Raw genomic sequence first — 24,339 nt, 5'->3', positions numbered from 1 at the left:
TATATCCTATAAATATAAAATATAATATATATAATAAGATATATAAAGTAACTATCTAGATTTTATTATTAGATAGTATTACTTACATTTTAAGTATAAGGAGAATTTAACATGTCAAAGAAATTTTTTAAAAAATTAGCTATGACTATAGGTATTTTAACATGTATATCTATACCTACAACTGCTTTTGCAGATATTCATGGTGAATACCCAAGTGGTGAAATTCTAAGCTTTGGTTCTGATTTAAGTGATAGTCAAGAAGCTCAATTAAGAAAGTACTTTAAAGCTCCAGACAATATTGAAGCTATATATGTAGACAGTAAAATGGCACTAAAACAATTTGGTCTTGATGAAAAAGAATTAGCCAATTTTACAGGTGGATGGTATTCTAGTGCCTATGTTAAGCTATTACAAAAGGAAAATGGCGTAACAGTAAACTCTTCTAACTTAACACTAGTAACTAATGATATGCTTGCAAATGCATTAATTACTTCTGGAATATTGAATGCAGAGGTTACAGCCTCAGCACCTTTTGAAGTAACTGGAGAATCAGCCCTTGCTGGAATCCTTGCTGGTGCTGAGAATATAATGGGTGGTGAGTTATCTACCTCTAATAAAAAAGCAGCTCAAGAGGAAATAGATGTATCCCTAGATTTAGCTGAAGAGATAGGGGATACAGAAGCTTCTGCAATTATCAACGAAGTTAAAACAGCTGTTATAAAAGACAAGCCTTCTAGCGAAGAGGAAATTAAAGAAATTATTGAAAAAGTTGAAAAAAAATATGATGTAGATATAAGTGCTACCATTCAAAACAATATGGTTACATTAATGTCTAATATAAATGACCTAGACTTAGATTATTCTAAACTTAAGGATACATTGGACAAAAGTGCATCTAAATTTAAAGATGAAATGGAAGCTATAGGAAAAGAACTTAAGGATTCAGGATTCTTTGATAAACTATTTAGCTGGATTAGCGAATTCTTCAGTTCACTTTTTAACTAAAATAAAGATTTAATTATAAAAATAAACCGCACCTTTTAGGGTACGGTTTATTTTTTATAATTTGTTAGTAAACTCTATCATATGGTCATATAATTTATTTATGTTATCATGGTTATCCACGTAGAATTTATATAGTTCCTTATAGGATACATTTTTTATAGTTTCTTCACAGTTTTTAAAGCCTTTTAAATAGTTATAAAACTCAGATGATATTTGTGGTAAAAATCCAGCATCTACTGATTTGTCTATACTTACACTATATAAATTTTCATTATAAGGCTCGCTTATAGTTACTAAGCATTTACTCATATATTTACCTAAAAGCTCTATAAAGTTAGTGAATTCTGCCTTAAAATTCCCTTCTGCAAAATCTACTTTTTCATTGTTTGTATCTATAATATTATCTAAGTTTTTTAAAACCTTTGGTACTTCTGATGTAACTAGTAATAAGCTTTCTTTATCAAATTGTGCTCTTTTCATATACAATCACTCCTTATTAATAACATAAATTTATTGCTTTATTAATGGTAAATTAAAAAACCTCTTAGCTACTAAAACTAAAAGGTCTTAAATCTTATTTATCATAGATTAAATCACACCCTTCCATCTCTCGTAGAATTATAGCGTAAAAAATAGGCAGGTGTTCTGACTCAAGTATCATTATTTTCTTCTGCCTTCCCATAAAAAACAGTGGCATCTTAGAAGAAAACTCCTCTCTTACAGCGGCGGGACCGTGTGGGATTTTCACCCAGCTTCTCTTTTAATCAGTTATAGGAAAATATAACTGAACCCATCTTCCATAATATTCAATTGTTAATATTATATTATACCCTTCTAATTTTCATGTCAAACCATCAATTATAGCCCTAACCATTGTTTTACCTTCAAATTAGAAGTTTTAGTAGTTATTTTAATGTTTATTGCTGAATATTATATTTAAATTAGTTACTTGTAATTATATTCTTATTTTTGAAGGTGTAGTTTCTTTTATATATATTAATCCATCATATAAATTTTTAGGTATATATTGAAAGCTCTTTTGAGTACCTTCATCATAATATGAAGTACCAAAATTAAAAGTTTGATTCCTCGATAGCATTTCTGCTATTTTTTCACTTTGGGATGCTGAATTGAAATCTAAAAATGATATAGGTATCTGGGTTTTATCAAACTTGTATGCTAAATATTCAGAAGCATTAGCATCTATATCTAATCTTGTCAAAGACCAAGTAGACACAGCATTATATACATTAAAGCTTCCTTTAGAGAATTCAAAGCCTATAGAATAATATTCATCTCCATACATTTCCTTTAAATTTTTACCCATATATCTATACATATTATCCATAGATGATACATGTATATTGTGCGCCCATAGCATAACCTTATCATTTCCCAATTTACTTTCATGATCTTGTATCCATTTAACATTGGCCGCCATATATTTATCTCTTAAATTAATTGCTGCAACTGATTGAACCTTGTGATTTACACTTTTATTAACTTCTATTCGATATTCTATACTTTGTGATACAAGATTTAGATTCCATATAGCTAACTCATACTCATTCTGTAAGTTGTTATTTAAGTACTTTTCTTTTGTATTCTCCATATCTTTCTTAATTTCATTTATATTTAATAGTACACTATCAAGTTGTTCATTGGTAAGTGCTTTAATATCGTTTCTATATATTGTGTTAAGAGTATCTTCCACCTTAGTCTGTAGCTCTTTATCAAGTTTTTCTAAATAATAACTAAGTTTAGGAAGTGTATCTACTATATTAAAAATATCCATCCCATAGAATTTAATCTTTTTTTCATTCGATGGTTCATCATTATATTCCTTCATCCACTTTATCATGTTTTTTATTTCCTCTGTTCTATATAATGCAGGTAAAGAATCCTCTATATTACCTTCTCCTTTTAAAATATAGTCATTTATAACTTGTCCAGCTCCACCATCACATTCCATAGCAAAGACTCTATAGCCCATTTCCTCTACTAAAAATTCAAAGAATCTATGTTTCATCTTAAAGAATTCACTAGTGCCATGAGTTGCTTCCCCCATGCCAACTATCTTTTTATCTTTTAATATCTCCTTAATTGGCATTAAATCTTTAAAGCCATTCCCTGCTTCTACTGTACTTATTGGTATCACACTTTTTTTCAAAGCCTTTACTTCTGGATTTTCATTTACCTTTGAACAAGCTGTTAAACAAAGAATGGATAATAAAACAATTGATATAAGTCTTAGTTTCATTTTCATATTCATATCCCCCATTAAGCTATTATTTTAGTCTACGAGCTTAGACTCTGTAGTTTCTTTTATATATATTAATCCATCAAACAAATTTTTAGGTATATATTGAAAGCTTTTTGGAATACTCTCATCATAAAATGCAGTGATAAGACTAAAAGTTTGATTGTTTGATAATATTTTTGATACCTCTTTATTCTCAGATGCTGAATTGAAATCTAAAAATGATATAGGTATCTGAGTTTTATCAAATTTTGATGCTAAATATTCAGGACCATTATTATCTATATCAAATCTTGTCATAGTCCCAGTAGACATATCATTAGATGCATTAAAACTTCCCCTAGAGAATTCAAATCCTATAGAATAATACTTATCTCCATACATTTCCTTTAAATTTTTACCCATATATTTAAAATTGCCGTCCATAGATGATACATGTAAATTATGTGCCCATAGCATAACCTTATCATTTCCTAATTTACTTTCATACTCCTGTATCCATTTAACATTGGCCGCCATATATTTATCTCTCAAATTGTTTGCTATAGGCGATTGTACCATTTTATTATCATTTTTATTAACTTCTATATTATATTCTGCACATTGGGATATGAGGTTCAGATTCCATATAGCTAACTCATACTCATTCTGTAAGTTGTTATTTAAGTACTTTTCTTTTGAATTTTCCATATCTTTCTTAACTTCATTTATATTTAATAGAATACTATCAAGTTGTTCATTGGTAAGTGCTTTAATATCATTTCTATATATTGTGTTAAGAGTATCTTCTTCTACCTTAGTCTGTAGCTCTTTGTCTAGTCTCCCTAAATAATAACTAAGTTTAGGAAGTGTATCTACTATCCCCTGCATATCAAATCCATAAAATTTAATTTTTTCTTTATGAGATGGATCATCATTATATTCCTTCATCCACTTTATCATGTCTTCTACTTCTTCTGTTCTCCATACAGAAAATTTAGTAGCTTCTAAAGCCTCTTCTAAGCTACCTTTATCATTTAAAATATAATCATTTATGGCTTGTCCACCACCCCCGTCACATTCCATAGCAAAGACTCTATAGCCCATCTCTTCTACTAAAAATTCAAAGAATCTATGTTTCATCTTAAAGAATTCACTAGTGCCATGAGTTGCTTCCCCCATGGCAACTATCTTTTTATCTTTTAATATATCCTTAAGTGGCATTAAATCTTTAAAGCCATTACCAGCTTCCACTGTACTTATTGGTATCACACTTTTTTTCAAAGCTTTAACTTCTGGATTTTCATTTACCTTTGAACAAGCTGTTAAACAAAGAATAGAGATTAAACATATTGATATACGTTTTAGTTTCTTTTTCATGTTAAAGCACCCCCTTAATGATTTTATTATAAGAAATTTTCTCTAATATAAGCTGCTACACCATCCTCATCATTACTTCCTGTAATATGTGATGCACATTCTAAAATTTCTTTAATTGCATTTGATACTGCTATGCCTTGTCCACAATGTTTTATCATTCCTAGGTCATTAATATCATCACCAAATGCAGCTACCTCTTCTAGGTTGATATTTAAATATTTAACGATTTCATTAATTGCATTAATTTTTGTGGCATCTCTATGAGCAAATCTACACCAATCTTCTCCAACGTAAGTTAGAAAACTACATTGTGGATACTTAGAAGCTAGCTCCTCTGCAGCTTTACTTTCGAAAACCTCCACAGTTATTTTATAGGTCATACATTTTAGCGACTTGGAATAATCATTATATTTAGCATGAGTATAATCTTCACCGAATTTATTTATCTCTTCACTATTGGAATAATATCCACTTTCAGTTTCAACAGTTATTTCACCAATATTTGAACTCATCACACAATCTTTAATTAGGGAATCAGATGCCTGTGCTGATAGCATACATTTATAAATAACTTCATCTTTGCACTTTGCTAATGCTCCCCCATTAGAAATTACAATATCAGGATTAATTAATTTAATATAATTTGCAGCAGCTTGCTCTGAACGGGCAGTAGCTATAGCAATATATATTCCCTGATCCTTACATCTTTTTATAATATCTAAACTATAGTTAGAAATGCTTTTATCCGTCCTTAAAAGGGTTCGATCTAAATCAGTTATAATCAATTTTATCTTCTTCTCCATATTAATCCCCCAACTAAATTAATTTTCATTATTAATGCTTAAGTTATAGTAATTTAAATCCTCTCTTTTCTCCCATCCTATAGATCTCCAAAACCCATTCCAGGGGTAGAAGTCCATAGTTTAAAAACATCCTGATATTTTGAAATTCTCATTTCTACTATTTCCATATTAAGACCTCCATGTTTTTTACTACCTTATTTAAATATGTATAATACATCTCAACACTAATTATCTTAATATAGCTTGAATCATATTTCTTTTATCTTGATAATATTCTTTGCTCTCTCTAGACATTTTATTATAGCTTCTTTCAAGTTTGCTTTTAACAAATTCCAACCCATCATCAATATTCAGTTTTCTTTGAACAAATGCCAAATAAAATAGTGATGGCAATGTATCGTAATGAGAAATAGCGTCAGCATCAGCAACACATATTTCTTCCTTAGTTGTTTTTTCTTTTAATACGCTTCCTCGGTGATTTAATATACATAATTTAACTAACTCAATTTTATCTGTTGGATAATTATATGATTTTAAAATTTTCTCTGCCATATTTGCACCATGAATATGATGATTTTCGTATAACTTATAATCTGTGATTGAAGCTATATCATGCAACCATCCTGCAATTTTACATACCTCAACATCTGCTTTATATAGTGTAGCTAATTCAACTGCATTATTCGCTACGCTTTCAATATGTTCATAAATTCCAACACCAAAAAAATTATTTGGACTTTCACATCTTCTTTTTACATCTTCCTTTATCTTCTCAATTATATTCCTTTCCATTTTTCCTCCATTCACCAAGCTATTTCATTTATTAAAATATAATACTATTCAATTATCAAAAGTCTATTTACTTAACCTTATCTACAATTGTAAAATATCTAAATTATCTTCTTGATAATATGAATTATATATAATTCTACTGCTCATTAAAATAATTATAATACATTTTATACATAATTATCTAGTTATTCTAAAATTATCTCAATATTATATAATAACAAAAAAAGAAAACGCCGCTAAATTATCTTTAGCGACGTTTTTATTTTTTACAATGTAATTAAAATCCTATTTTGCAACTTCTTTAGAAGATGGAAGAATTACTTCAACCTCAGAATGTGGACGTGGGATTACGTGAACTGATACTAATTCTCCAACACGTTGTGCAGCAGCAGCTCCAGCATCTGTAGCAGCTTTAACAGCTCCAACATCTCCTCTAACCATAACAGTTACAAGTCCGCCTCCAACATATTCTTTACCTATTAAATATACGTTAGCTGCTTTAACCATAGCGTCAGCTGCCTCAATTGATCCTACTAAACCTTTTGTTTCTATCATTCCTAATGCATCGTATTTCATTTTATAATCCTCCTAAATATCTTTTATTTATATTATAATTTTTAATTATAACCACTTATTTTGTTACTTTTTTACTTTACAATTGTTATTTTTGATTTTGAGTTAATGCCCATTGCATTAGCTTCTTCTATATCAAGATGACATTCAAGTTTTGAAGCATCATTAGCTCTAATAGCTACATTACTATATATTCCGCCTCTTAAATCGTCAAATTTTATACATACTATATCTACATCACAAACTCCTAAGTTTTTAGCATCTTCAGGTGTCATGTGAATATGTCTTTGTGCAACTACTAAGCCTTCTTCAATTTGAACAGAACCTTTTGGTCCTACTAATGTAATTCCAGGTGTTCTGCTTAAATCTCCAGATAGTCTTACATTTGATGCTGCTCCAAGTTTAATGCAATCTCCATTTAATACTTCAACCTGAGTCTTACTTCTTACAGGTCCAAGGATTCTAACTTTCTCAATTGCACCTTTTGGTCCGCAAATTGTTACAAGTTCCTTGCATGCATATTGACCTGGTTGAGATAAGTCTTTAAGTTTTGTAAGACTGTAATCTGCACCAAAAAGACTCTCTAAATCCTTTTGTGAAAGATGTACATGTCTATTAGAAACTCCTACTGGAATCTCAGATGAATTTCCCTGAGATGCAGTTTTTTGTCCATCGTTTTTCACAGCTTCTAGTAAAAGTTTTAATACTGCTTCACAATTATCCATTAGTTTGCCCCTTTCATAGCGGCAACTATTTGATTAACTAAATCTAAAATCTCTTCATTTTTTGTGCTATCAGTATTGCATTCAGTGCAAGTATTAGTATTGTTAACGCAAGCGTTATCTTTATTTAAAGCCGCTGCAGCTGCTGCAATTTGAGCTGGACTCATATTCATAAGTTGATTTTGTACGCTGTGACAATTCTCAGCAGTTTTTATACAGTTGAAAGTTGGGTCATTAGATGCTAATGTTGCGCAATCTTTTAAACCATAAGCAACTCTCTTAATGTTTATAAGGTGCTCAGGAGTAACATTTTCAGATACTGAGCTTCCTCCCCATGTACCGCAACCTAAAGTGAATGAAGGATTAAGACCTGTGCTTGCACCTGTTCCACCTTGTGTTCCACCAGTATTAACAAGGATACGAGAAGCTGGCTTTTTAGCAAACTTCATAACTATATCTTTATTTTCAGTATGGATACTCATTGTGTGACCAATTCCATTTTGAAGTAATTCAATACTTAAATCACATGCTTGGTAACAATCTTTTACTGTATAGAATCCAAGAACTGTTGTAAGTTTTTCAAATGATAATGGATTACCTTCACCTACTCCGTTTTGTCTTCCTATAAGTACTTTAGTTCCTTGAGGAATTTCAATTCCTGCAGCACTTGCAATAACTTGTGGACTTCTTCCTACAAATTTAGCATTCATTGCATGTCCATTTTTGAATAATAATTTACAAACCTTATCAGTTTCTTCTTTAGTCATGAAGTATCCACCATGCTTTTTGAACTCTTGAATAACTGCAGCTTCATTACATTCTTCACAGATTATTGATTGTTCTGATGCACAGATTGTACCATTATCAAAAGTTTTACTTGCCATAATATTTCTAACAGCCTGTTCTATGTTGGCAGTTTTTTCTATGTATGCTGGAGAGTTTCCTGCACCAACACCTAGAGCTGGTTTTCCTGCACTGTAAGCAGCTTTAACCATTCCTGGACCACCTGTAGCTATTATTATAGCAACTTCTTTGCTTTTCATTAACTCATTTGTAGCTCCAATTGAAGGTGAAGTTACACATGTTATAACATTCTCTGGTGCACCAGCTTCAACAGCTGCATCGTGCATTAATTGAGCTGCTTTAATTGTACATTTTGCAGCAGATGGGTGTGGTGAGAATACTATAGCATTACGAGATTTAATTGAAATCATAGCTTTAAAAATAGCAGTAGAAGTTGGGTTTGTTGAAGGTACTATACCCATAACTAAACCAACTGGCTCAGCAATCTCTATTAGCTTGTTTACCTCATCTTCTCTAATTATATCGATAGTTTTCATATCTTTAATTGATTCATATAGTATAGTAGCTGCTAAATGGTTTTTAAAAGTTTTATCTTCAACTTTACCAAAACCAGTTTCTTCAACTGCCATTTGTGCTAAACAAACTGCATTTTCTTCTGCAACTCTAACCATGTTACGTAAAATTTTATCGATTTGCTCTTCAGTATAATCAGCAATTTTATTAGCTGCTACCTTTCCAAGTCTAGCAAGATCTCTCGCTTCTTGTATTGAACGTAAATCTTTATCAAAGTTCTCCATTGGTCATTACTTCCTTTCGTAAACCTTACAATATCTAATTTTTCTCGTAATACAATTTGAATTTAGCAAGTAATTGATTTTTACCTGCTTTTGAAATGACTCTACCTGTAATTCCAAAATCTTTATATTCACGAGCTAGATTTCTAAGCTTAACTACCTTTAGCTTAGATAATATTAAAACGGTTTTATCAATACCATTTTTAATAACTAAATTATCTACATCATCTTTATGTAGATTCTCTAAACTTCCTTTATGAAGTTTATCTAAATCATTGTCTAAAGCATCACTATTTTGAATTTCTTCAACTTCTTCAGTTTCTTGAATTTCTTCAACAACTTCTAAGTCTTCTGCATCTTGGATCTGCTGAGTCTCTTGAATCTCTTCAGGTTCTTCAACTTTTTCATCAGATACTAAAGCCTCTTGAGTTTCCACTAAAGATTTAGATCCAATTATGCTTTCCAACTCCTCATGAGGACGTGGAATTACATGTTCTGATACTAAAGCTTCTTCATTAAGATTTTTAACAGCTGCTACTCCAGCTTCTATAGCTGCTTTTACTGCACCTACATCACCTGTAACTGCAATTGTAACAAGACCGCCACCTACATAGGTTTTTTCAATAATACTTACATCTGCAGATTTCACCATTGTATCAGCTGCCTCAATAGATGCAAGTAATCCTTTTGTTTCTATTAAACCAAGTGCTTGCATAGGTCAATCCCCCTAATTTATAAAAGATCTGCCCAGTTTGCTGGATATGTTGTATAGAATACCCTTGCTTTGTCTGGAGAACCCCAAACTACTTTAGAACCAGATGGAACAAATAGCACATCTCCAGCATGAGCTGTATATGTTTTTCCATTGATTTCAACTGTTAAAGTTCCCTCAATAACATAGTCAATTTCTTCATAAGTTAATTCCCAATCAAACTTTGAATTTTCAATAACTAAAAATCCAGCACTCATTTTTGATTCTTCTTTACTTACTAACTCTTGGAAATAAGCCTTTGCATTTGGATTTCCAGTGTCGAATACGTCCATTTTTACTGTTTTTCCTCTAACAACTTTAAGTCCATTAGGATCACTTTCAGCTTCAAATAGAAGATTCTTTGGCTTTAAGCATTCAAGCATTTCTTGTAAAAGACCCTTGTCCATCATTGCTCTGAAGAAATTAAGCATCATTTCACTATCCATACCTTCTATGCTTGGAACCTTTTTAGCTTCTAAAGTCTCTACCTTAGGTGCAGGAGCTTCTGTAGTAAATAGTATTTCATTGTTCTTTGCAAGATCCTTAGCTGATGGTGTAATTATTTCACTACCATCTATATAAAATACTTTTTCACCCTTTAATATTAATTGTTCAATATCTTTTGCACAGATTAATTTTTTCATATTTTCACTTCCTTTCAAATAATATTGGTATCTATAAAAAACCTAAAATCCTATGATTATTTTTAAGAAAGATTGTGTTTAACCAAAGTTACAATCATTATCAACTATTCCAACAACAACTGCATCTACAGGTATATTATCATCGCCTAACATTCTACGAGCAGATGATCCAGTACTAACGATAACTCTATCGCCAATACCTGCACTGATATTGTCAACAACAATAAATCTACGTCCTTCATCAACTCCACCAATTTCCTCAGCAAGCATAAACTTAAGTCCGTTAAGTGATTCAGCTTTTCTAGTTGCCCATACATTATCAATAAGTCTTGCTACTATCATATTGTTTTTCCTTCTTTCATTTTCAGTTTAATCTCATTTATTGCAGATTCAACTGATGATGTGTCGCCAAAAATTCCAATTAAAACCATGTGTTGGGGACATGTGCCCTTTATATCTTCAACAGTGACACCAGCACTTTTCTCAGCAATATCTGTAGCATATATCATATCGATAAGTTTGCCTTGAACAAGTCCTATTGCATCAACACCGTCTAATTTGGTTTTACAATTTCCACCAATCCGTCTTATAAGAATATCTTTAGTGCTCTGGGAAGGTGATTTTATAATTCTAAAATCCACTTTAAAACACTCTCCTTATTATTCCATAATATCTTGTGTACAACTTAATGCTATTCCAAGTGGTGTAACAAACATAGGATTCTTAGGTTTGTGAGTATAAACTCCAGTCTGTTTCTGAATAATTTCTTCAATTCCAGTTAAGCAACAAGTACCACCAACTAAAGAAATTTCATTCACATCATGATTCTTAATATGCTGGTTAATAATTGATGACACCTTTTCAACTACTGGCTTTAACACAGGTAAAATTTCCTTGTGATTTTCATTATTTCTTTTAAACTTATCTGCCTCTTTAAAAGGCATTCCATAAGCACCAGAAATAACTAATGAGAAATGAGTACCTCCTGTTGGTTCATCAACAACATAAACAACCTTTCCATCTTTTAAAATTGATATTCCAGTTGTACCACCACCGATATCAACAACTGCACCATTTTGAATTTTAAGTACAGCATTGGCAGCAGTAGGTTCATCTAACAGATTTGTTAATTCAAATCCTGCTGACTGAACTACGTTTTTAATTGCTCCAGAATCTAAAGCATCTGTTCCAGGTGGAATTGCAGCAGCTGCATAAAGAAGCTCTGTATTCAATTTTTCCTCAATTTCCTGCTTAAGTTCTCTAACAATTCTTATGGCACCAATATAGTCTACAACCATACCATCACGAACCACATCTGCATACCTATATGCACCAGCCACCGGCTTATAGTTTTCATCTAAAACAGCCAAAACTACACAAGCAGTACCTAAGTCCACACCTGTATAATAAACAGAAGAACCGTTAAGGATTGGCTTTTCTATAACCTCTTCAAAATCTTGAACCATCTTATCACAATATTCAAAAGTTAATTTTTTCTTTGACATTCTTTTCCTCCTACTGCTGAACAAATCAATTGAGACAGCGAATTAATTATTGAATTAGTGTTCTCCATAATTCTATTTTTTAAACCGTCATCATCATTTTTGTAGGTATCAATTATATCAAATTGTAATTCTCGCATAGCACAACGTAGTGCGTTCATTTTTAAAATTGCATTGCTTTTTTCAAGCTGCATATGAAATTCTGTTATTTCAAAACAATCATCAAGGTCAGTCATGAAATTTAATGGATTAATTCCAGTGCATTCTTTGCAGCAAATAGACTCAAGAACACCTTTTCCTTCCACAACATTTCTGATGTTTGATATTTTTCTACCTAAATTCATAACATTTTGTGCTAAAATGATATCTTCTCTTAATATTTCACTACTAGTAACAAGAAATACTGCCTCCATAGATTTCAACTTACAACAAAGTTTCTTCAAATATAAATTAGTGTTTCTCTCTGGTTTTACTGCTTCAGTCTTATTTTCTTGAGAAACATTTTTATCTTTTTTAGAATCATCATTATTCATTGTTATTCTTTTATCAGACAAATATTGAGCTGCTCCAGGTGTAAGGCGCTGTCCTTGTTGTAACTTGTAGGTATTAAAAGGTTCTTTTCGATATAAATCTCTCAAATACTCTTCGGTAATAAATTTCATCATTGACCTTTACTCCTCACCTTTTTCAAATAAACAGAGTTCTTAGTTTCAGGTGGAGTTTTTTCGCTCCACCTGAAGCTTACTAACAGAATTCTTAGTATCAGTATTTTCGATACTTAGAATTCGTTGTCCTTTAGGGGAAATCGTTATCCAGGGACGTAGCCGCCCTTATCTCCCACTTTGATAGAAACTGGGAGTATTAGAGCGGGTAGTCATCGGATAAATACTTTTTCAAAGCATCAATTCCTGTTCCCATTGGAAAACTAATATTAAAATATGGCTTTGATACTCCTATGTTCTTCAACTGTCGTAAACATTTTTCTTCATTTTCAGGTATCAAGTCACATTTTGTAATAACTCCAATCACCGGGCATCTAAAAGACTTTGCAAATCCATGGGAGTATATTTCATTGCAATTAGACTGATCAACCAATATAAGCACATGAGATGCATCTTGAGCTGCTGCTATTATATGCTTGTACATCCATGAATTTTCTAAATAAGCACTTGGAACATCAATAGTGTTTTTACCATAAATTAAATCTGGTGTTCGTTTTAGCGGACCATCATAATTATTTAGGGCATTAACTAATGTGGTTTTACCACATCTTGAAGGTCCAATTACCATTATGCGCTTTTTTCTCATGTCCTTGTAATGGGTGCCGGAGTAAATCCAAGCATATCTCTTAACGTATCGTTTACTGCTCCAAGTGCTGTTTCCACACTTTGAACATCGCCATTTATTACAACAGAACCTGTAAAACGATCAAGAAACCCAATTTCAACATTAGAAGACTTTGTAGCAATATCTGCAGCTATAATTGCAGTTTCATATGGAGAAAGAGTTAAAATCCCTATAGCTCCTTTTTCATCGATTCCAAGACGTTCATATATATCAGACATAGGTGACGCAATGATATGTGCTATTGTAATCTGCTTTCCTGGCACTGACTCTTGTATAACACGCTGTATGTTTCTATCAAGAAAATCTCCCATAAACCTTACCTTCCATCTTATAATCTATTTGAAAATTATTTAATGACGGATTACTTTTACAGGTAAATCGTACTTTTTAATCCATCCTTCTATTCTATCTAAATCTTCATTCTTTAAACTTGGATCATCCTTTATAGGATATTCCATTCCTAATTGATTGTATTTATTTACCCCCATCTTATGATATGGAAGTAAGTCAATCCCTTTAAAATTTTTATAATCTTTGTATGGTGTTAAAAACTCCATAGTCTTTTCAATTTCATCTTGAGAATCATTTATACCTTTAAGTAAAGGCATACGAATCTTTACATTATATTTGCGGCGAAGTAGTTCTTGCAGATTTTCTAAAATCTGTTCATTCCTCACACCTGTTAACTGAAAGTGTCTATCAGAATTAATATGTTTAACATCAAATAGGAATAAATCTGTAAACTCCGCAACCTTAAGTACTGATTCAAGTTTTGCATAACCACAAGTTTCAATTGCAGTATTTATTCCTGATTGCTTACATGCCATTAACAAACTGCAAGCTGCTTCAGGCTGCATTAAAACTTCACCACCGCCTAATGTAACACCACCACCAGAAACTTCATAAAAAGTTCTATCTTCCTCTACAATCTCCAAAAGTTCCGAAATAGTTTTTACTTCTCCAACTATTGTTAAAGCAGATTTAAGACAGGCTTCTTTGCACTTACCACATCCGATACAATCAATATCACGATTAACTTCATGCTTTAAAGTTTCATTAGATATGGTATGTATTCCAACAGGACAAACAGAAACGCAAGCCCCACAATTAACACATGAATTACTTTTAAACATAACTCTATGCTTTTTAACTAGTCCTTCAGGATTTGCACACCATTTACAACGAAGAGGACAACCTTGAAAGAATATTAAAGTTCTTACTCCATCTCCATCATACATGTTATATTTCTGTATATTAAAAATCGTCGCTTTTCGTTCGATTATACCTAAGTTTTCATTACTCATATTTTTCATTCTCCAGTTTCATTACCTTGATTTTTAATATATATCTTATTTATAATCTGTAATCTACAGAACACTGCTGCAGATTACAGATTTTATACAATTTTTTAATTAAAAGTGTGTAAGCACAGTTCTGCTGATAATTTCATCTTGAACATCTTTGCATAACTCAACAAAGAATGCACTATATCCAGCAACACGAACAATTAAATCACGGTATTGCTCTGGGTGTTTTTGTGCTTCAAGTAATGTTTTGTTATCTAAATAGTTGAACTGCATTTCTCCAAGCTGAAGGGCACATGCACTACGAAGTAATGTAATGATTCCATTTTCACCTTCAGGTGTATCAAGAAGACCAGCTACTAACTTGAAGTTATGAACCATACCTATATTCATATCCTCGCAAGACATTTTAGAAACAGATTTAATTATAGCAGTAGGCCCTTTAAAGTCAGCTCCTTGAGTTGGACTTATACCATCTGATAAAGGCATCCATGCTCTACGTCCATTTGATGTAGCTCCTGTAAGTTGTCCAAATGGAGTGTTGTTTGAGATTGATAAAGTACCATGGCTAAGAACTGAATATAATGTCTTATACTTACGATGTTCTTGCTCAGTAAAGTTAATTAAATCTGCAGCAATTAAGTCTGCATAATCATCATCGTTACCATACTTAGGTGCTTCTAAACAATCTTTTTTAAGTTGTTCATATCCAACGAAATCAGCTTTTAAAGCTTCATTCATTTCTTGTAGTGTATATTTTTTATCTTCAAATACTAATTTCTTTATAGCTGCCATAGAGTCTGCATAAGTAGCAAGACCACTCCATACTACTCCTGGTCCGAAGTTATACATAGCTCCGCCTGCTTCTACTCCTCTACCATTTTCCATACATCCTTCATACATCATAGACATAAGTGGTTTTGGTGCAAGATCTCTGTGAACACGTTGAGAAATTACTGTAGCAACACTTGTCCATTTAGTAATGAATTTAATTTGCTCTTTAACAGCTGCTTCAAATTGCTCGTAAGTTTTGAAGTTGCTTAGATCTCCCATATCTGGGCATACTTGCTTACCATACCATAGTGGTACACCATGGTTAAGAGTAAGTTCTATACATATAGGCCATTGAGTATATCCTGTAGAAGTCCATTGATATAATCTTCCTGACTTCTGTGGCTCAACACATCCCATTAAGCAGTAATCTCTTGCATCTTCTATAGAAACACCCTTAGCTAACATCATTTTTATATGAACGTCATCAAAGTGACATGCTGGGAATCCCATACCTGCACGGATAACATCAACTATCTTTTTAAGATATTTTTGAGGTGATGCTTTGTGTATACGACAAGCTAAAGTTGGTTGATATATCTTAACATGACGAACTGCATCCATTAGAAGGTATGTTAATTCATTTGTAGCATCTCTTCCTTCTCTAGTAACTCCACCTAAACACATGTTAACGAATGGTTGGTAACCTGCGAAGAATTTAGAAGCTCCTTCACTTGTAAGCCACATCATCTCAGACATTTTTATAAGCATACAACCAGATAACTCAAATGCTTCAAAATCAGTCATACGTCCAGCTTCAATATCAGCTTTATAGAATGGGTACATATATTGGTCAACACGTCCTATAGACATACCTGTTTGGTTTTCTTCAACTACAAGTAATGATTCTATAGTCCAAACTGATTGAATTGCTTCCCAGTAAGTGCTTGGCTTATGAGCCGGAACTCTAGCATTTACTTCTGATATTTTTAATAACTCAGCCTTACGAGTAGGATTAGTTTCTTTTGCTGCTAATTCTGCAGCATAATCTGACATACGTTTAGCGTATATCATAACACCCTCTGCAGTATCGATTAGAGATTTATAGAAGTATATTTTCTCCATATCTTCTGGTCTTTCATAGCTAAGGTCAGCTAATTTCTCATTACATTCCTTTACTATGTCAAGCATACCTTTTTTCATTAAGATAACGTCATATCCTGGGTTAGAGTCTCCTCCTCCGTTTAATGCATGGTATGAACAATCTGATACGAAAGATTCTCCAGAAAGTTCCCATACTCCAGCTTCTCTGTATTGACTCTCACAATATTCATCGATTGATTTACCTTCCCAGAATGGGAATAATTCTTCACGCATGATTTTCTTATCTTCTTCTGATACGTAGAATGGGTCTTGCGCACGAGTTCCTATTGTATCAATCTCGTCTCTCATCCATCTCCAAGATATATCAGGAGAGAAAGATCCAGCACGAGGTTGTCCATTTGGTGCACCAACGATAAGCTCATTATCTTGAATTACTAATGGTGCAGTTTCACAGCAACGCTTGAAAGACTTACCACGTAAAATTGCCTTAGGTATACCAGGGTTTTCTTTTGCAATTTGAGTAATAACTCTTGCTTTGTGAGTAGTGATTGTTGGTACATGAGTTAAGTATTTTTCCTTTAACTTAACTAAACGCTCTGTTATTCCATCTGGAATTTCACCATTATTGTCACACACAACACAACTAGTAGTTGATTCTTCCTTTGTTATTTCTTTGGAAACACTAGAAAACATCTTCATTAAACTAGCACGTTCTTCATCAGACATGTTTTGAGTAGCTTCCATAAATTTATTTGAAAATTCACGAATATCCAATTTATTCCCTCACATTCTTTAATATATTTCATACATTTAGTATGACCTATTATTTTAAGTCATTTAAAACTTTTTTCAAAATACTCTCTAATAGCTTAACGCTATCAATTTCATTTGCATTTAATTTATCTTTTAAAACTTCATAGTTGGAATCCTCTTTATTGTCCATCATTCCAACAATTTCATCTGCCTTACGAACTCCATATCCAACTTTACGTACATATATTAAGTTCATAGGTGAAACATTATCTGAAGTCATTCCATGCCCTGCAGATCCACTACCTAGAGTCATTGATGGAAACAAGTTTGTGGTTGCTCCCATACTTCCAAAAGTTCCTGGAGTGTTAACAAGTACTCTTCCAACAGGTTTTTTTAATGCAAATTGACGAATAACCTCTTCATCCTTTGAATGTATAATGAGTGTATGTCCATGTCTCTCACTAAGTAATAATTCTATACACTTTTCACAAGCATGCATCCAGTCATCTTCTATATAAAAAGCTAAAACAGGACAAAGCTTTTCTCTTGAATAAGGATTTCTTTGAGATACAAATTTTTGCTGAGAAATAAGAACTCTTATATTTTCAGGAACACTGAATCCAGCCTTTTTAGCTAAAAATTGTGGTGATCTCCCGATCATATCCATGTCAGAACTTCCATCTTTGTAATATAAGATTGATGCCAATTTTTCAGCTTCTTCTTCTGTCATAAAGTATCCACCATTTTTATTAAGTTCTTGTTTTACTTCAGCTACTATACAGCTATCCACAACAATTGATTGCTCAGCAGCAGATACAACTCCATAATCGAAGCTCTTACTATCAATAATATCTTTAGCAGCTTGCTCAATATCAGCAGTACGTTCTATAAATGCTGGACCATTTCCATTACCACCATAAATTACTGGTTTGCCGGACTTATAAGCTGCATCAAGCATTTCTGGAACCCCTGTATTCATTATTAGTGAAGTATCTTTATGATTCATAAGTTCTAATGAACCACTTGAAGTCACTGTATGCAAATATGCAAGTGCACCTTCCGGAAGCCCTACCCCTTCTCCAGCTCTAATTAAAATGTCAATTGTTTTAGAAATTGTATTTTTAGCTCTTGGATGAGGTGAAAATATGATTGCATTTCCTGACTTAATTGCAATTAACGCCTTATATATGGTTGTAGAAACAGGACTCATTGATGGAGAAAAGGCTATAATAACCCCCATTGGTACTCCTATATCCTTTGTCTTGTTCATTTTATCTTCACTAATGATACCTACACAATTCATACCTTTAAGTCTGTTTTTCAGATACTTACATACAAAGTGATTTTTAATATGTTTATCTTCCCACTTTCCATATTCAGTTTCCTCATTAGACATTTTTGCAAGTTCTTTTAAATGTTTTTCAATCTCTTCGGTCATACGTTCAACTATCTCATCAAGTTTTTCTTGTGGGAAAGCTGCTAATTTTCTTTGTGCCTCACGAGCATTTTCAACAAGAATTCTCGCTTCCTGCATGGAGAGTAAATCATTATCAATAATATTCATTTTTCTCTCTCCTTTTCCTTAGAAAAATTTTTCAATTTATTATTCTGTTACAAGATTTGTAATTGCATAACGTTTTATTATTTTTTCTAGATCTTGGTGTGGTCTTGGAATAACTATTGAACTATAAAGGCTTCCACCTTCCATTCCTTCAACTGCTGCAACACCAGCATCTACTGCTGTTTTGCAAGCACCAACATCACCACGAACTAAAACAGATATATAACCTGACGCAACGTTTTCATATCCTATTAGTTCTACATCTGCTGCTTTGCACATAGCGTCTGCTGCTTCTAAAGCAAAAACCAGACCAAAAGTTTCGATTAATCCTAAAGCTTCATATCTTGACATATGTAAATCATTTCCTTTCTATGCTTTATGCGTCGATATCGTGTACTGAAACGATATCTCCAACTTCTCTAATTGGACGTGGCATAACATTGTGTGCTGTTAATTTACCAATTGCTGCCGCTGCTTCAGCACCTGCTTCTACAGCAGATCTTACTGCACCAACATCACCTTTTACCATAATAGTTACAAGTGTTGAACCAATATTTTCATATGAAATTAATTCAACATTAGCTGCCTTAAGCATTTTGTCTGCAGCCTCAAGTGCAGGAACCAATCCTATTGTTTCTACAAGGCCTAAAGCCTCATCTCCATAATATCTCATTACTAATTCCTCCTTCCTATTTTTAGCTTAATATACTTTAGCTTAACTACATAACTTCTATATATTATATTTATGTTTGCATGCATCTTTTGTTTGTTCTTATATATTGATTATATCCCTTACCCTTTGGGGGAAAGTCAATATATTTCTTGCATTAAATTTCTTAAATATTTTTACAAGAAATTATGCTGTTAAGAGTAAAGTCTTTTCTTAATGTTTAATAAGAATAACTATTTTACTAAATTCATAAGAGATTTTTCTTCATAAGCATTACCCTATGGGTAATGTTAAAAATTAATCTCTTATGTATTTGTTAATTGTTGCTGCACCATCTTCATGGGCATGATAATAAACCTTTAATTGGTTGTTTTTATCTAATTCAAATCTTGTTTCCTCAATAAGACCATTTGCTTCTGCTGTCATTAGAGCAGTAATTACAGCATCCTTTTTTAAAGCTTTAAAACTTCCATATTCTCCCTTTAACGCTTCTATAACATCATCTGCGCAAGCTTCTTCTACTTTAGTGAAATATTTTAATATTGCATAATTAAGCGGCTTCATCTATTTTATCCCCCTCTTTTTTTCCTCTTAATAAATCAAGTGGATTCATAGATATTGTAAGGATACCAAACATCATTATTACAGCTCCAATCCAAGCAACTGAAGGTAATGACCATCCATCCATTCCACCATATACTCCTAATAATAATAAGCAGAATAATGGTCCAAAGAATGAATATGTACCGTTACATGCAGTTCCAAGCCCTGCTCCACACATACTGTTTCCAGCATACCATGTCATAAATGTGATAAATGATAAAAGACCACTTAATGCAAACCAAATCATTGCAGGACCACTTGTGAATGCTTGTATAGCAAGGTCAACAGAAATGTTCATTCCGCCAGCCATAATTCCAAAAACAGGAACTAGGATGAATAAATTTGCTATACCTGATGTAACTTGACGAATACAGATACCTATCTCAGGATCTATCATTGATGTACCATATCCAGCTACACAACCTTCAAATCCCCATGCAAGAGCTGCAATAATAGCTATTAAAATACCGATTAAAGTATTTGCTGAAGCACCACCACTAAAGCCTGTACTACCAATTAAAAAACTAGCAAATACACATACTGCAATACCTAAAGCCATACGTTTATTTAATTCCTGCTTATATAAAATTTTACCTAATATAGCAGCAATAGCAGGACAAAGAGCTGATATTGGAACAACTATTGGGCCAGCCATTTGAAGAGCTATAACATAAGCAGTACCCGCTATAGGTCCTCCAATAAGAGCTGCTAATATCATAATTCGTCCTGGAGTAGTGTTAATGCATCTTACAAAGTCTTTAAATTTACCTTTTACTAATGCAAATGAAATCGCCCAAACTGCACTACATGTATCATTTATTGCATTACCAAGTGCAGCAAGTAAGTATGCTATAACAAATGCTGATAAACCTGCTGAATTAATGCCATACCAGTCACCCCATACTCCTTTTGTCATACCCATAGTCAGAAATGCTGTATATAACCCATAGGTAAGTCCTGAAAATAAAGCTAAAGATATACCCTTTTTGAAGAAATCACTTGATAATTTCTTCTTTGCAGCCATAGCTTGTGGGCTTACTGCTTTTGAAACTTCCTTCATAAAATAAAACTCCTTTCAATTAACCATATCTTTTGTATATTAATAAATAATTATGGCTCATCCCTATGAAACATAAATTATAGCAATGAGCCTTTTAATTAATTAATTCAAAAATTTTTCTTAGTCTTTTATATATTTGTTGATTGTAGCAGCACCATCTTCGTGGGCTCTATAATAAACTCTTAACTCACCATTTTTATCTAATTCAAATCTCGTTTCTTCAATGAGACCATTTGCCTCCGCTGTCATTAACGCCGTAATTACAGCTTTCTTTTTCAAAGCTTTAAAGTTGCCATACTCACCTTTTAGAGCATTTATAACATCATCAGCGCAAGCTTCATTAGTTTTTGTAAAATATTTTAATATTGCATAATTAAGCGGCTTCATTATCTTATACCTCCTTCTTTTTAAACAAATCCATTGGATTCATAGCTATTACAAGGATACCGAACATCATTAATACCGCAGAAATCCATACGATTGGAGGTAATGCCCATCCGTCCATACCGCCTATCACTCCAAGAATTATCCAACAGCAAAATGGACCCCAGAAGGAATATGTACCATTACAAGCCATACCAAGAGCAGCACCACACATACTATTGCCGTTATACCAACTCATGTATGAAACAAAAGCACAAAGTCCACTTAGTGCAAACCATATCATTGCAGGACCACTTGTAAAGGCTTGGCTAACTAAATTAGTTGAAAATTTAATACCATCTCCAAATATCATTCCAAATAAAGGTACTAATATTATTAAGTTTGAAAGCCCAGATGTAGCTTGACGAATTGTAATACCAATCTCTGAGTCAATCATAGATGTACCATATCCAGCTACGCAACCTTCAAATCCCCATCCAAGAGCTGCAATAAATGCAATACAAATTCCAAGGAACATTCCAGCTGGAGCATCTCCACCAATACTAGTGCTACCAATCATAAAGCTAGATACAACACAGATGGCAATACCAAGCATCATACGTTTGTCTAGTTTTTGTTTGAATAATATTCTTCCTAAAATAGCACCGATAGCTGGACAAAGAGCTGTAATTGGAATAACAATTGAACCCGCCATTTGTAAAGCCACAACAAAAGCTGTACTTGAAATTGGTCCTCCGATAAGAGCTGCCAATATCATTACAGCACCTGGTTTGGTTTTAAGACATCTGAAGAAATCTCCAAGTTTACCTTTAACAGTTGCATAAATTACTGCCCAAACAGCACTACATGTATCGTTTACGGCACTACCAAGGGCACCAAGTACATATGTAATAACTACTGCTGATAAACCTGCTGTATTAGCACCATACCAGTCACCCCATACTCCTTTAGTCATTCCCAATGTTAAAAATGCTGAATAAAATCCATACATAAGACCTGAAAAAAGAGCAATTGAAATTCCTTTTTTAAGGAAATCAGATGATAATTTGTTTTTTGCAGTAATGGCTTCTAAACTTACCGTTTTCGAAACTTCCTTCATAAAATAAATCCCCTTCCACTTATTTGATAATAACTTTTAAATTTATATTATTAAATAAAAATTTACAATGAGAACGTTTTGCGATTGTTATAATTTGGGATATTTCATTTTAAAACTATTGAATAACTTTTCATTTGATATCTTGTGGTTATTTTATTAACAATTAAATTATATGCCTTTCCCTATGGGGTAAAGTCAACATGTAATTATCATAAAAATTCAAAAAAAATTAACACAACTAACTCAATAAATAATTATAAGTTAGTTGTGCCAGTTATTTTAAGTGCTAAATACTAGTTTCCGTCAATATCATGGAGTAGAAATTTTATTTTATAAAAGAAATATATGTAGTTTTTTCAAAAGATATATTTGTATTTTTTTACAAACCGAGTTTTATCGACATTTTATCCCTTACCCTACGGTCAACGTTTTCAGTATTTTCAGTTTAATGAATCTATCTCTTCCTTCTAATTTTAATCAAAATTTCCGTTACAAACTTGTCAGTGTTTTTAGTTGTCCAATAATCTGTTACATATCTTTCATAAGATTCTTCAGAACATATATAGTCATGTTCCTTAGCCCATTCTTTTATTTTTATGTATGTTTCATTAATTGTTTCATGAGTACCAATATGATAGCAAGAAGCTGCTAACCATCCACCAAATTCAATACTTTCATCGTCCTTACACTTTAAAATAGTCTCTTGCATTATTTTCATCTTACTGCATTTCCCATTAATCTTATCCTCAAAAGATGGAAAACATATAATTACAGGCCCTGTTATTGCATTATTTATACTATCAATATAATTGTTAAACTCTATGTTAATTATACATTCCATATAATCATAATTAAAATTTTGATTTAAGAAGATTAAATTGCGCTCATCAATATATTTTATAGAGACATCACAAACATTATTTTCAATTACCATCTGTGCCTCAACTATAAGTGCATGCCAATCTCTTACAGATCTTATCTTTAAATTTATTTCCTTCTCAAGTTCTCTTAATTCATCAATTTTTGTTCTAAAACTTTTATCAAAAAAATCATAGGTTGTTCCTTGTAAAAAAGCTCTCATTTCTTCTAGCTTAAATCCACTTTGCTTATAATATTTTATTACTGGTACAGATAGCAAGTTTTTCTTGCTATAGTATCTATAGCCACTTTCATCAGCTACTTTATCAGGTGATAATATGCCCATTTTATCATAATATCTCAGTGCTTTTTTTGTTATTTTACATATCTCTTCCACTTTTCCTATGGAATATAATTCTTCTCCCATACTAAGTTCACCTCTTTTATAATATTTTTAGCCGTTTTTAAAATCTCAATCATTTATATTTTAAGATTTTAAAACTTTATTAAAAAGAATTTCCCCCACTAAATGTAAAGTTTATAAGGAGGAGTCCTTATAAGCATTAAAAAAATAACTTCACTTTTGTAATATTTATAAACATTTTAAATTTATTCTAAGAGCTATGAACTCTTTGCAATTTTCAAAATGTTTATCATAAACTTATATATATAATAAAAATCCTAATGAAACCTTGGATAATTGTTGTATCAAACTTTTTATATAAATGGATATGATTATGATGAGAATTATGAATACTTAATTATATGAATTTGAATAAACAAAATTTGATAATATTCAAAAATAATTGAAGAATA

General features: G+C 32.3%; 27 protein-coding genes and 1 riboswitch. Of the genes, 1 reads left to right on the top strand and 26 read right to left on the bottom strand.

The window, feature by feature from the left end:
* The first annotated feature begins 111 nt into the window (after window positions 1-111).
* A complete protein-coding gene (locus B3J31_RS09425; RefSeq protein ID WP_346867152.1) occupies window positions 112-1,005 on the top strand; it encodes a DUF1002 domain-containing protein in 894 nt (297 codons plus the stop codon).
* A 54-nt stretch (window positions 1,006-1,059) separates the two neighbouring features.
* Here the strand turns inward: B3J31_RS09425 and B3J31_RS09420 are convergent, their stop codons facing one another.
* The 26 genes from B3J31_RS09420 to B3J31_RS09295 form a co-directional block, all read right to left on the bottom strand.
* Window positions 1,060-1,485, bottom strand: coding sequence for a hypothetical protein (locus B3J31_RS09420; protein WP_346867151.1), 426 nt, complete (start codon window positions 1,483-1,485; stop codon window positions 1,060-1,062).
* Between the two features lie 138 nt (window positions 1,486-1,623).
* Window positions 1,624-1,814, bottom strand: a riboswitch (cobalamin riboswitch).
* Window positions 1,815-1,960: 146 nt separating this feature from the next.
* Complete coding sequence (locus B3J31_RS09415) at window positions 1,961-3,271, bottom strand: erythromycin esterase family protein (RefSeq protein WP_346867150.1); 1,311 nt, start codon at window positions 3,269-3,271, stop codon at window positions 1,961-1,963.
* A gap of 27 nt (window positions 3,272-3,298) precedes the next feature.
* A complete protein-coding gene (locus tag B3J31_RS09410; RefSeq protein WP_346873956.1) occupies window positions 3,299-4,624 on the bottom strand; it encodes an erythromycin esterase family protein in 1,326 nt (441 codons plus the stop codon).
* Between the two features lie 26 nt (window positions 4,625-4,650).
* On the bottom strand, window positions 4,651-5,427 hold the full coding sequence (locus B3J31_RS09405) for an HAD family hydrolase (RefSeq protein ID WP_346867494.1): 777 nt from the start codon (window positions 5,425-5,427) through the stop codon (window positions 4,651-4,653).
* A 228-nt stretch (window positions 5,428-5,655) separates the two neighbouring features.
* Complete coding sequence (locus tag B3J31_RS09400; protein ID WP_346867493.1) at window positions 5,656-6,219, bottom strand: HD domain-containing protein; 564 nt, start codon at window positions 6,217-6,219, stop codon at window positions 5,656-5,658.
* Between the two features lie 285 nt (window positions 6,220-6,504).
* Window positions 6,505-6,795, bottom strand: coding sequence for an ethanolamine utilization microcompartment protein EutM (gene eutM, locus B3J31_RS09395; protein WP_003358305.1), 291 nt, complete (start codon window positions 6,793-6,795; stop codon window positions 6,505-6,507).
* A gap of 71 nt (window positions 6,796-6,866) precedes the next feature.
* A complete protein-coding gene (locus B3J31_RS09390; protein ID WP_346867492.1) occupies window positions 6,867-7,517 on the bottom strand; it encodes a phosphate propanoyltransferase in 651 nt (216 codons plus the stop codon).
* Window positions 7,517-9,115 carry an acetaldehyde dehydrogenase (acetylating) gene (locus B3J31_RS09385; RefSeq protein WP_150843644.1) on the bottom strand — a complete coding sequence of 533 codons (1,599 nt, stop codon included), beginning with the start codon at window positions 9,113-9,115 and terminating at the stop codon, window positions 7,517-7,519. The genes B3J31_RS09390 and B3J31_RS09385 overlap by 1 nt, the downstream gene beginning before the upstream one ends.
* Before the next feature lie 34 nt (window positions 9,116-9,149).
* On the bottom strand, window positions 9,150-9,827 hold the full coding sequence (locus B3J31_RS09380; RefSeq protein ID WP_346873955.1) for a BMC domain-containing protein: 678 nt from the start codon (window positions 9,825-9,827) through the stop codon (window positions 9,150-9,152).
* A gap of 17 nt (window positions 9,828-9,844) precedes the next feature.
* Window positions 9,845-10,507, bottom strand: coding sequence for a cupin domain-containing protein (locus B3J31_RS09375; RefSeq protein WP_150843642.1), 663 nt, complete (start codon window positions 10,505-10,507; stop codon window positions 9,845-9,847).
* A gap of 78 nt (window positions 10,508-10,585) precedes the next feature.
* Entirely contained in the window at window positions 10,586-10,849 is a 264-nt protein-coding gene (locus B3J31_RS09370; RefSeq protein WP_035134869.1) for a EutN/CcmL family microcompartment protein, read from the bottom strand.
* On the bottom strand, window positions 10,846-11,148 hold the full coding sequence (locus tag B3J31_RS09365) for a BMC domain-containing protein (protein WP_035134867.1): 303 nt from the start codon (window positions 11,146-11,148) through the stop codon (window positions 10,846-10,848). Before B3J31_RS09365 ends, B3J31_RS09370 begins: the two co-directional genes overlap by 4 nt.
* An 18-nt stretch (window positions 11,149-11,166) precedes the next feature.
* Window positions 11,167-12,012, bottom strand: coding sequence for an ethanolamine utilization protein EutJ (gene eutJ, locus B3J31_RS09360; RefSeq protein ID WP_035134865.1), 846 nt, complete (start codon window positions 12,010-12,012; stop codon window positions 11,167-11,169).
* Window positions 11,994-12,674 (bottom strand): cobalamin adenosyltransferase, encoded by a 681-nt coding sequence (locus B3J31_RS09355; protein ID WP_346873954.1) that lies wholly within the window; start codon window positions 12,672-12,674, stop codon window positions 11,994-11,996. Before B3J31_RS09355 ends, eutJ begins: the two co-directional genes overlap by 19 nt.
* Before the next feature lie 196 nt (window positions 12,675-12,870).
* Entirely contained in the window at window positions 12,871-13,317 is a 447-nt protein-coding gene (locus B3J31_RS09350; RefSeq protein WP_346870052.1) for a EutP/PduV family microcompartment system protein, read from the bottom strand.
* On the bottom strand, window positions 13,314-13,667 hold the full coding sequence (locus tag B3J31_RS09345) for a BMC domain-containing protein (protein WP_035134859.1): 354 nt from the start codon (window positions 13,665-13,667) through the stop codon (window positions 13,314-13,316). The genes B3J31_RS09350 and B3J31_RS09345 overlap by 4 nt, the downstream gene beginning before the upstream one ends.
* Before the next feature lie 39 nt (window positions 13,668-13,706).
* Complete coding sequence (gene cutD, locus B3J31_RS09340; RefSeq protein WP_150843640.1) at window positions 13,707-14,660, bottom strand: choline TMA-lyase-activating enzyme; 954 nt, start codon at window positions 14,658-14,660, stop codon at window positions 13,707-13,709.
* Between the two features lie 108 nt (window positions 14,661-14,768).
* Window positions 14,769-17,309: a choline trimethylamine-lyase gene (cutC, locus tag B3J31_RS09335; RefSeq protein ID WP_346873953.1), complete on the bottom strand. Its 2,541-nt coding sequence runs from the start codon at window positions 17,307-17,309 to the stop codon at window positions 14,769-14,771.
* A 49-nt stretch (window positions 17,310-17,358) separates the two neighbouring features.
* The gene (locus B3J31_RS09330; RefSeq protein ID WP_150843638.1) at window positions 17,359-18,852 is read right to left on the bottom strand and encodes an aldehyde dehydrogenase family protein; all 1,494 of its coding nucleotides are present in this window, start codon (window positions 18,850-18,852) and stop codon (window positions 17,359-17,361) included.
* A 39-nt stretch (window positions 18,853-18,891) separates the two neighbouring features.
* Entirely contained in the window at window positions 18,892-19,200 is a 309-nt protein-coding gene (locus B3J31_RS09325; protein ID WP_035134854.1) for a BMC domain-containing protein, read from the bottom strand.
* Between the two features lie 25 nt (window positions 19,201-19,225).
* A complete protein-coding gene (locus B3J31_RS09320) occupies window positions 19,226-19,522 on the bottom strand; it encodes a BMC domain-containing protein (RefSeq protein WP_346870054.1) in 297 nt (98 codons plus the stop codon).
* 294 nt (window positions 19,523-19,816) lie between these two features.
* Window positions 19,817-20,083: a hypothetical protein gene (locus B3J31_RS09315; RefSeq protein ID WP_346873952.1), complete on the bottom strand. Its 267-nt coding sequence runs from the start codon at window positions 20,081-20,083 to the stop codon at window positions 19,817-19,819.
* On the bottom strand, window positions 20,070-21,182 hold the full coding sequence (locus B3J31_RS09310) for a hypothetical protein (RefSeq protein ID WP_346873951.1): 1,113 nt from the start codon (window positions 21,180-21,182) through the stop codon (window positions 20,070-20,072). Before B3J31_RS09310 ends, B3J31_RS09315 begins: the two co-directional genes overlap by 14 nt.
* A gap of 120 nt (window positions 21,183-21,302) precedes the next feature.
* The gene (locus B3J31_RS09305) at window positions 21,303-21,569 is read right to left on the bottom strand and encodes a hypothetical protein (RefSeq protein WP_150843635.1); all 267 of its coding nucleotides are present in this window, start codon (window positions 21,567-21,569) and stop codon (window positions 21,303-21,305) included.
* A 4-nt stretch (window positions 21,570-21,573) separates the two neighbouring features.
* Window positions 21,574-22,665, bottom strand: a complete 1,092-nt coding sequence (locus B3J31_RS09300; protein ID WP_150843634.1) for a hypothetical protein — start codon at window positions 22,663-22,665, stop codon at window positions 21,574-21,576.
* A 454-nt stretch (window positions 22,666-23,119) separates the two neighbouring features.
* Window positions 23,120-23,950, bottom strand: a complete 831-nt coding sequence (locus tag B3J31_RS09295; RefSeq protein WP_346873950.1) for a MerR family transcriptional regulator — start codon at window positions 23,948-23,950, stop codon at window positions 23,120-23,122.
* Window positions 23,951-24,339: the final 389 nt, after the last annotated feature.

Origin of the sequence: Clostridium sp. UBA5988 (assembly GCF_002435615.1) — a bacterium.
Taxonomy (GTDB): domain Bacteria; phylum Bacillota; class Clostridia; order Clostridiales; family Clostridiaceae; genus Clostridium_J; species Clostridium_J sulfidigenes.
The sequence above is the reverse complement of the archived record's forward strand: the minus strand, read 5'-3'. Positions and strand labels throughout refer to the sequence as shown.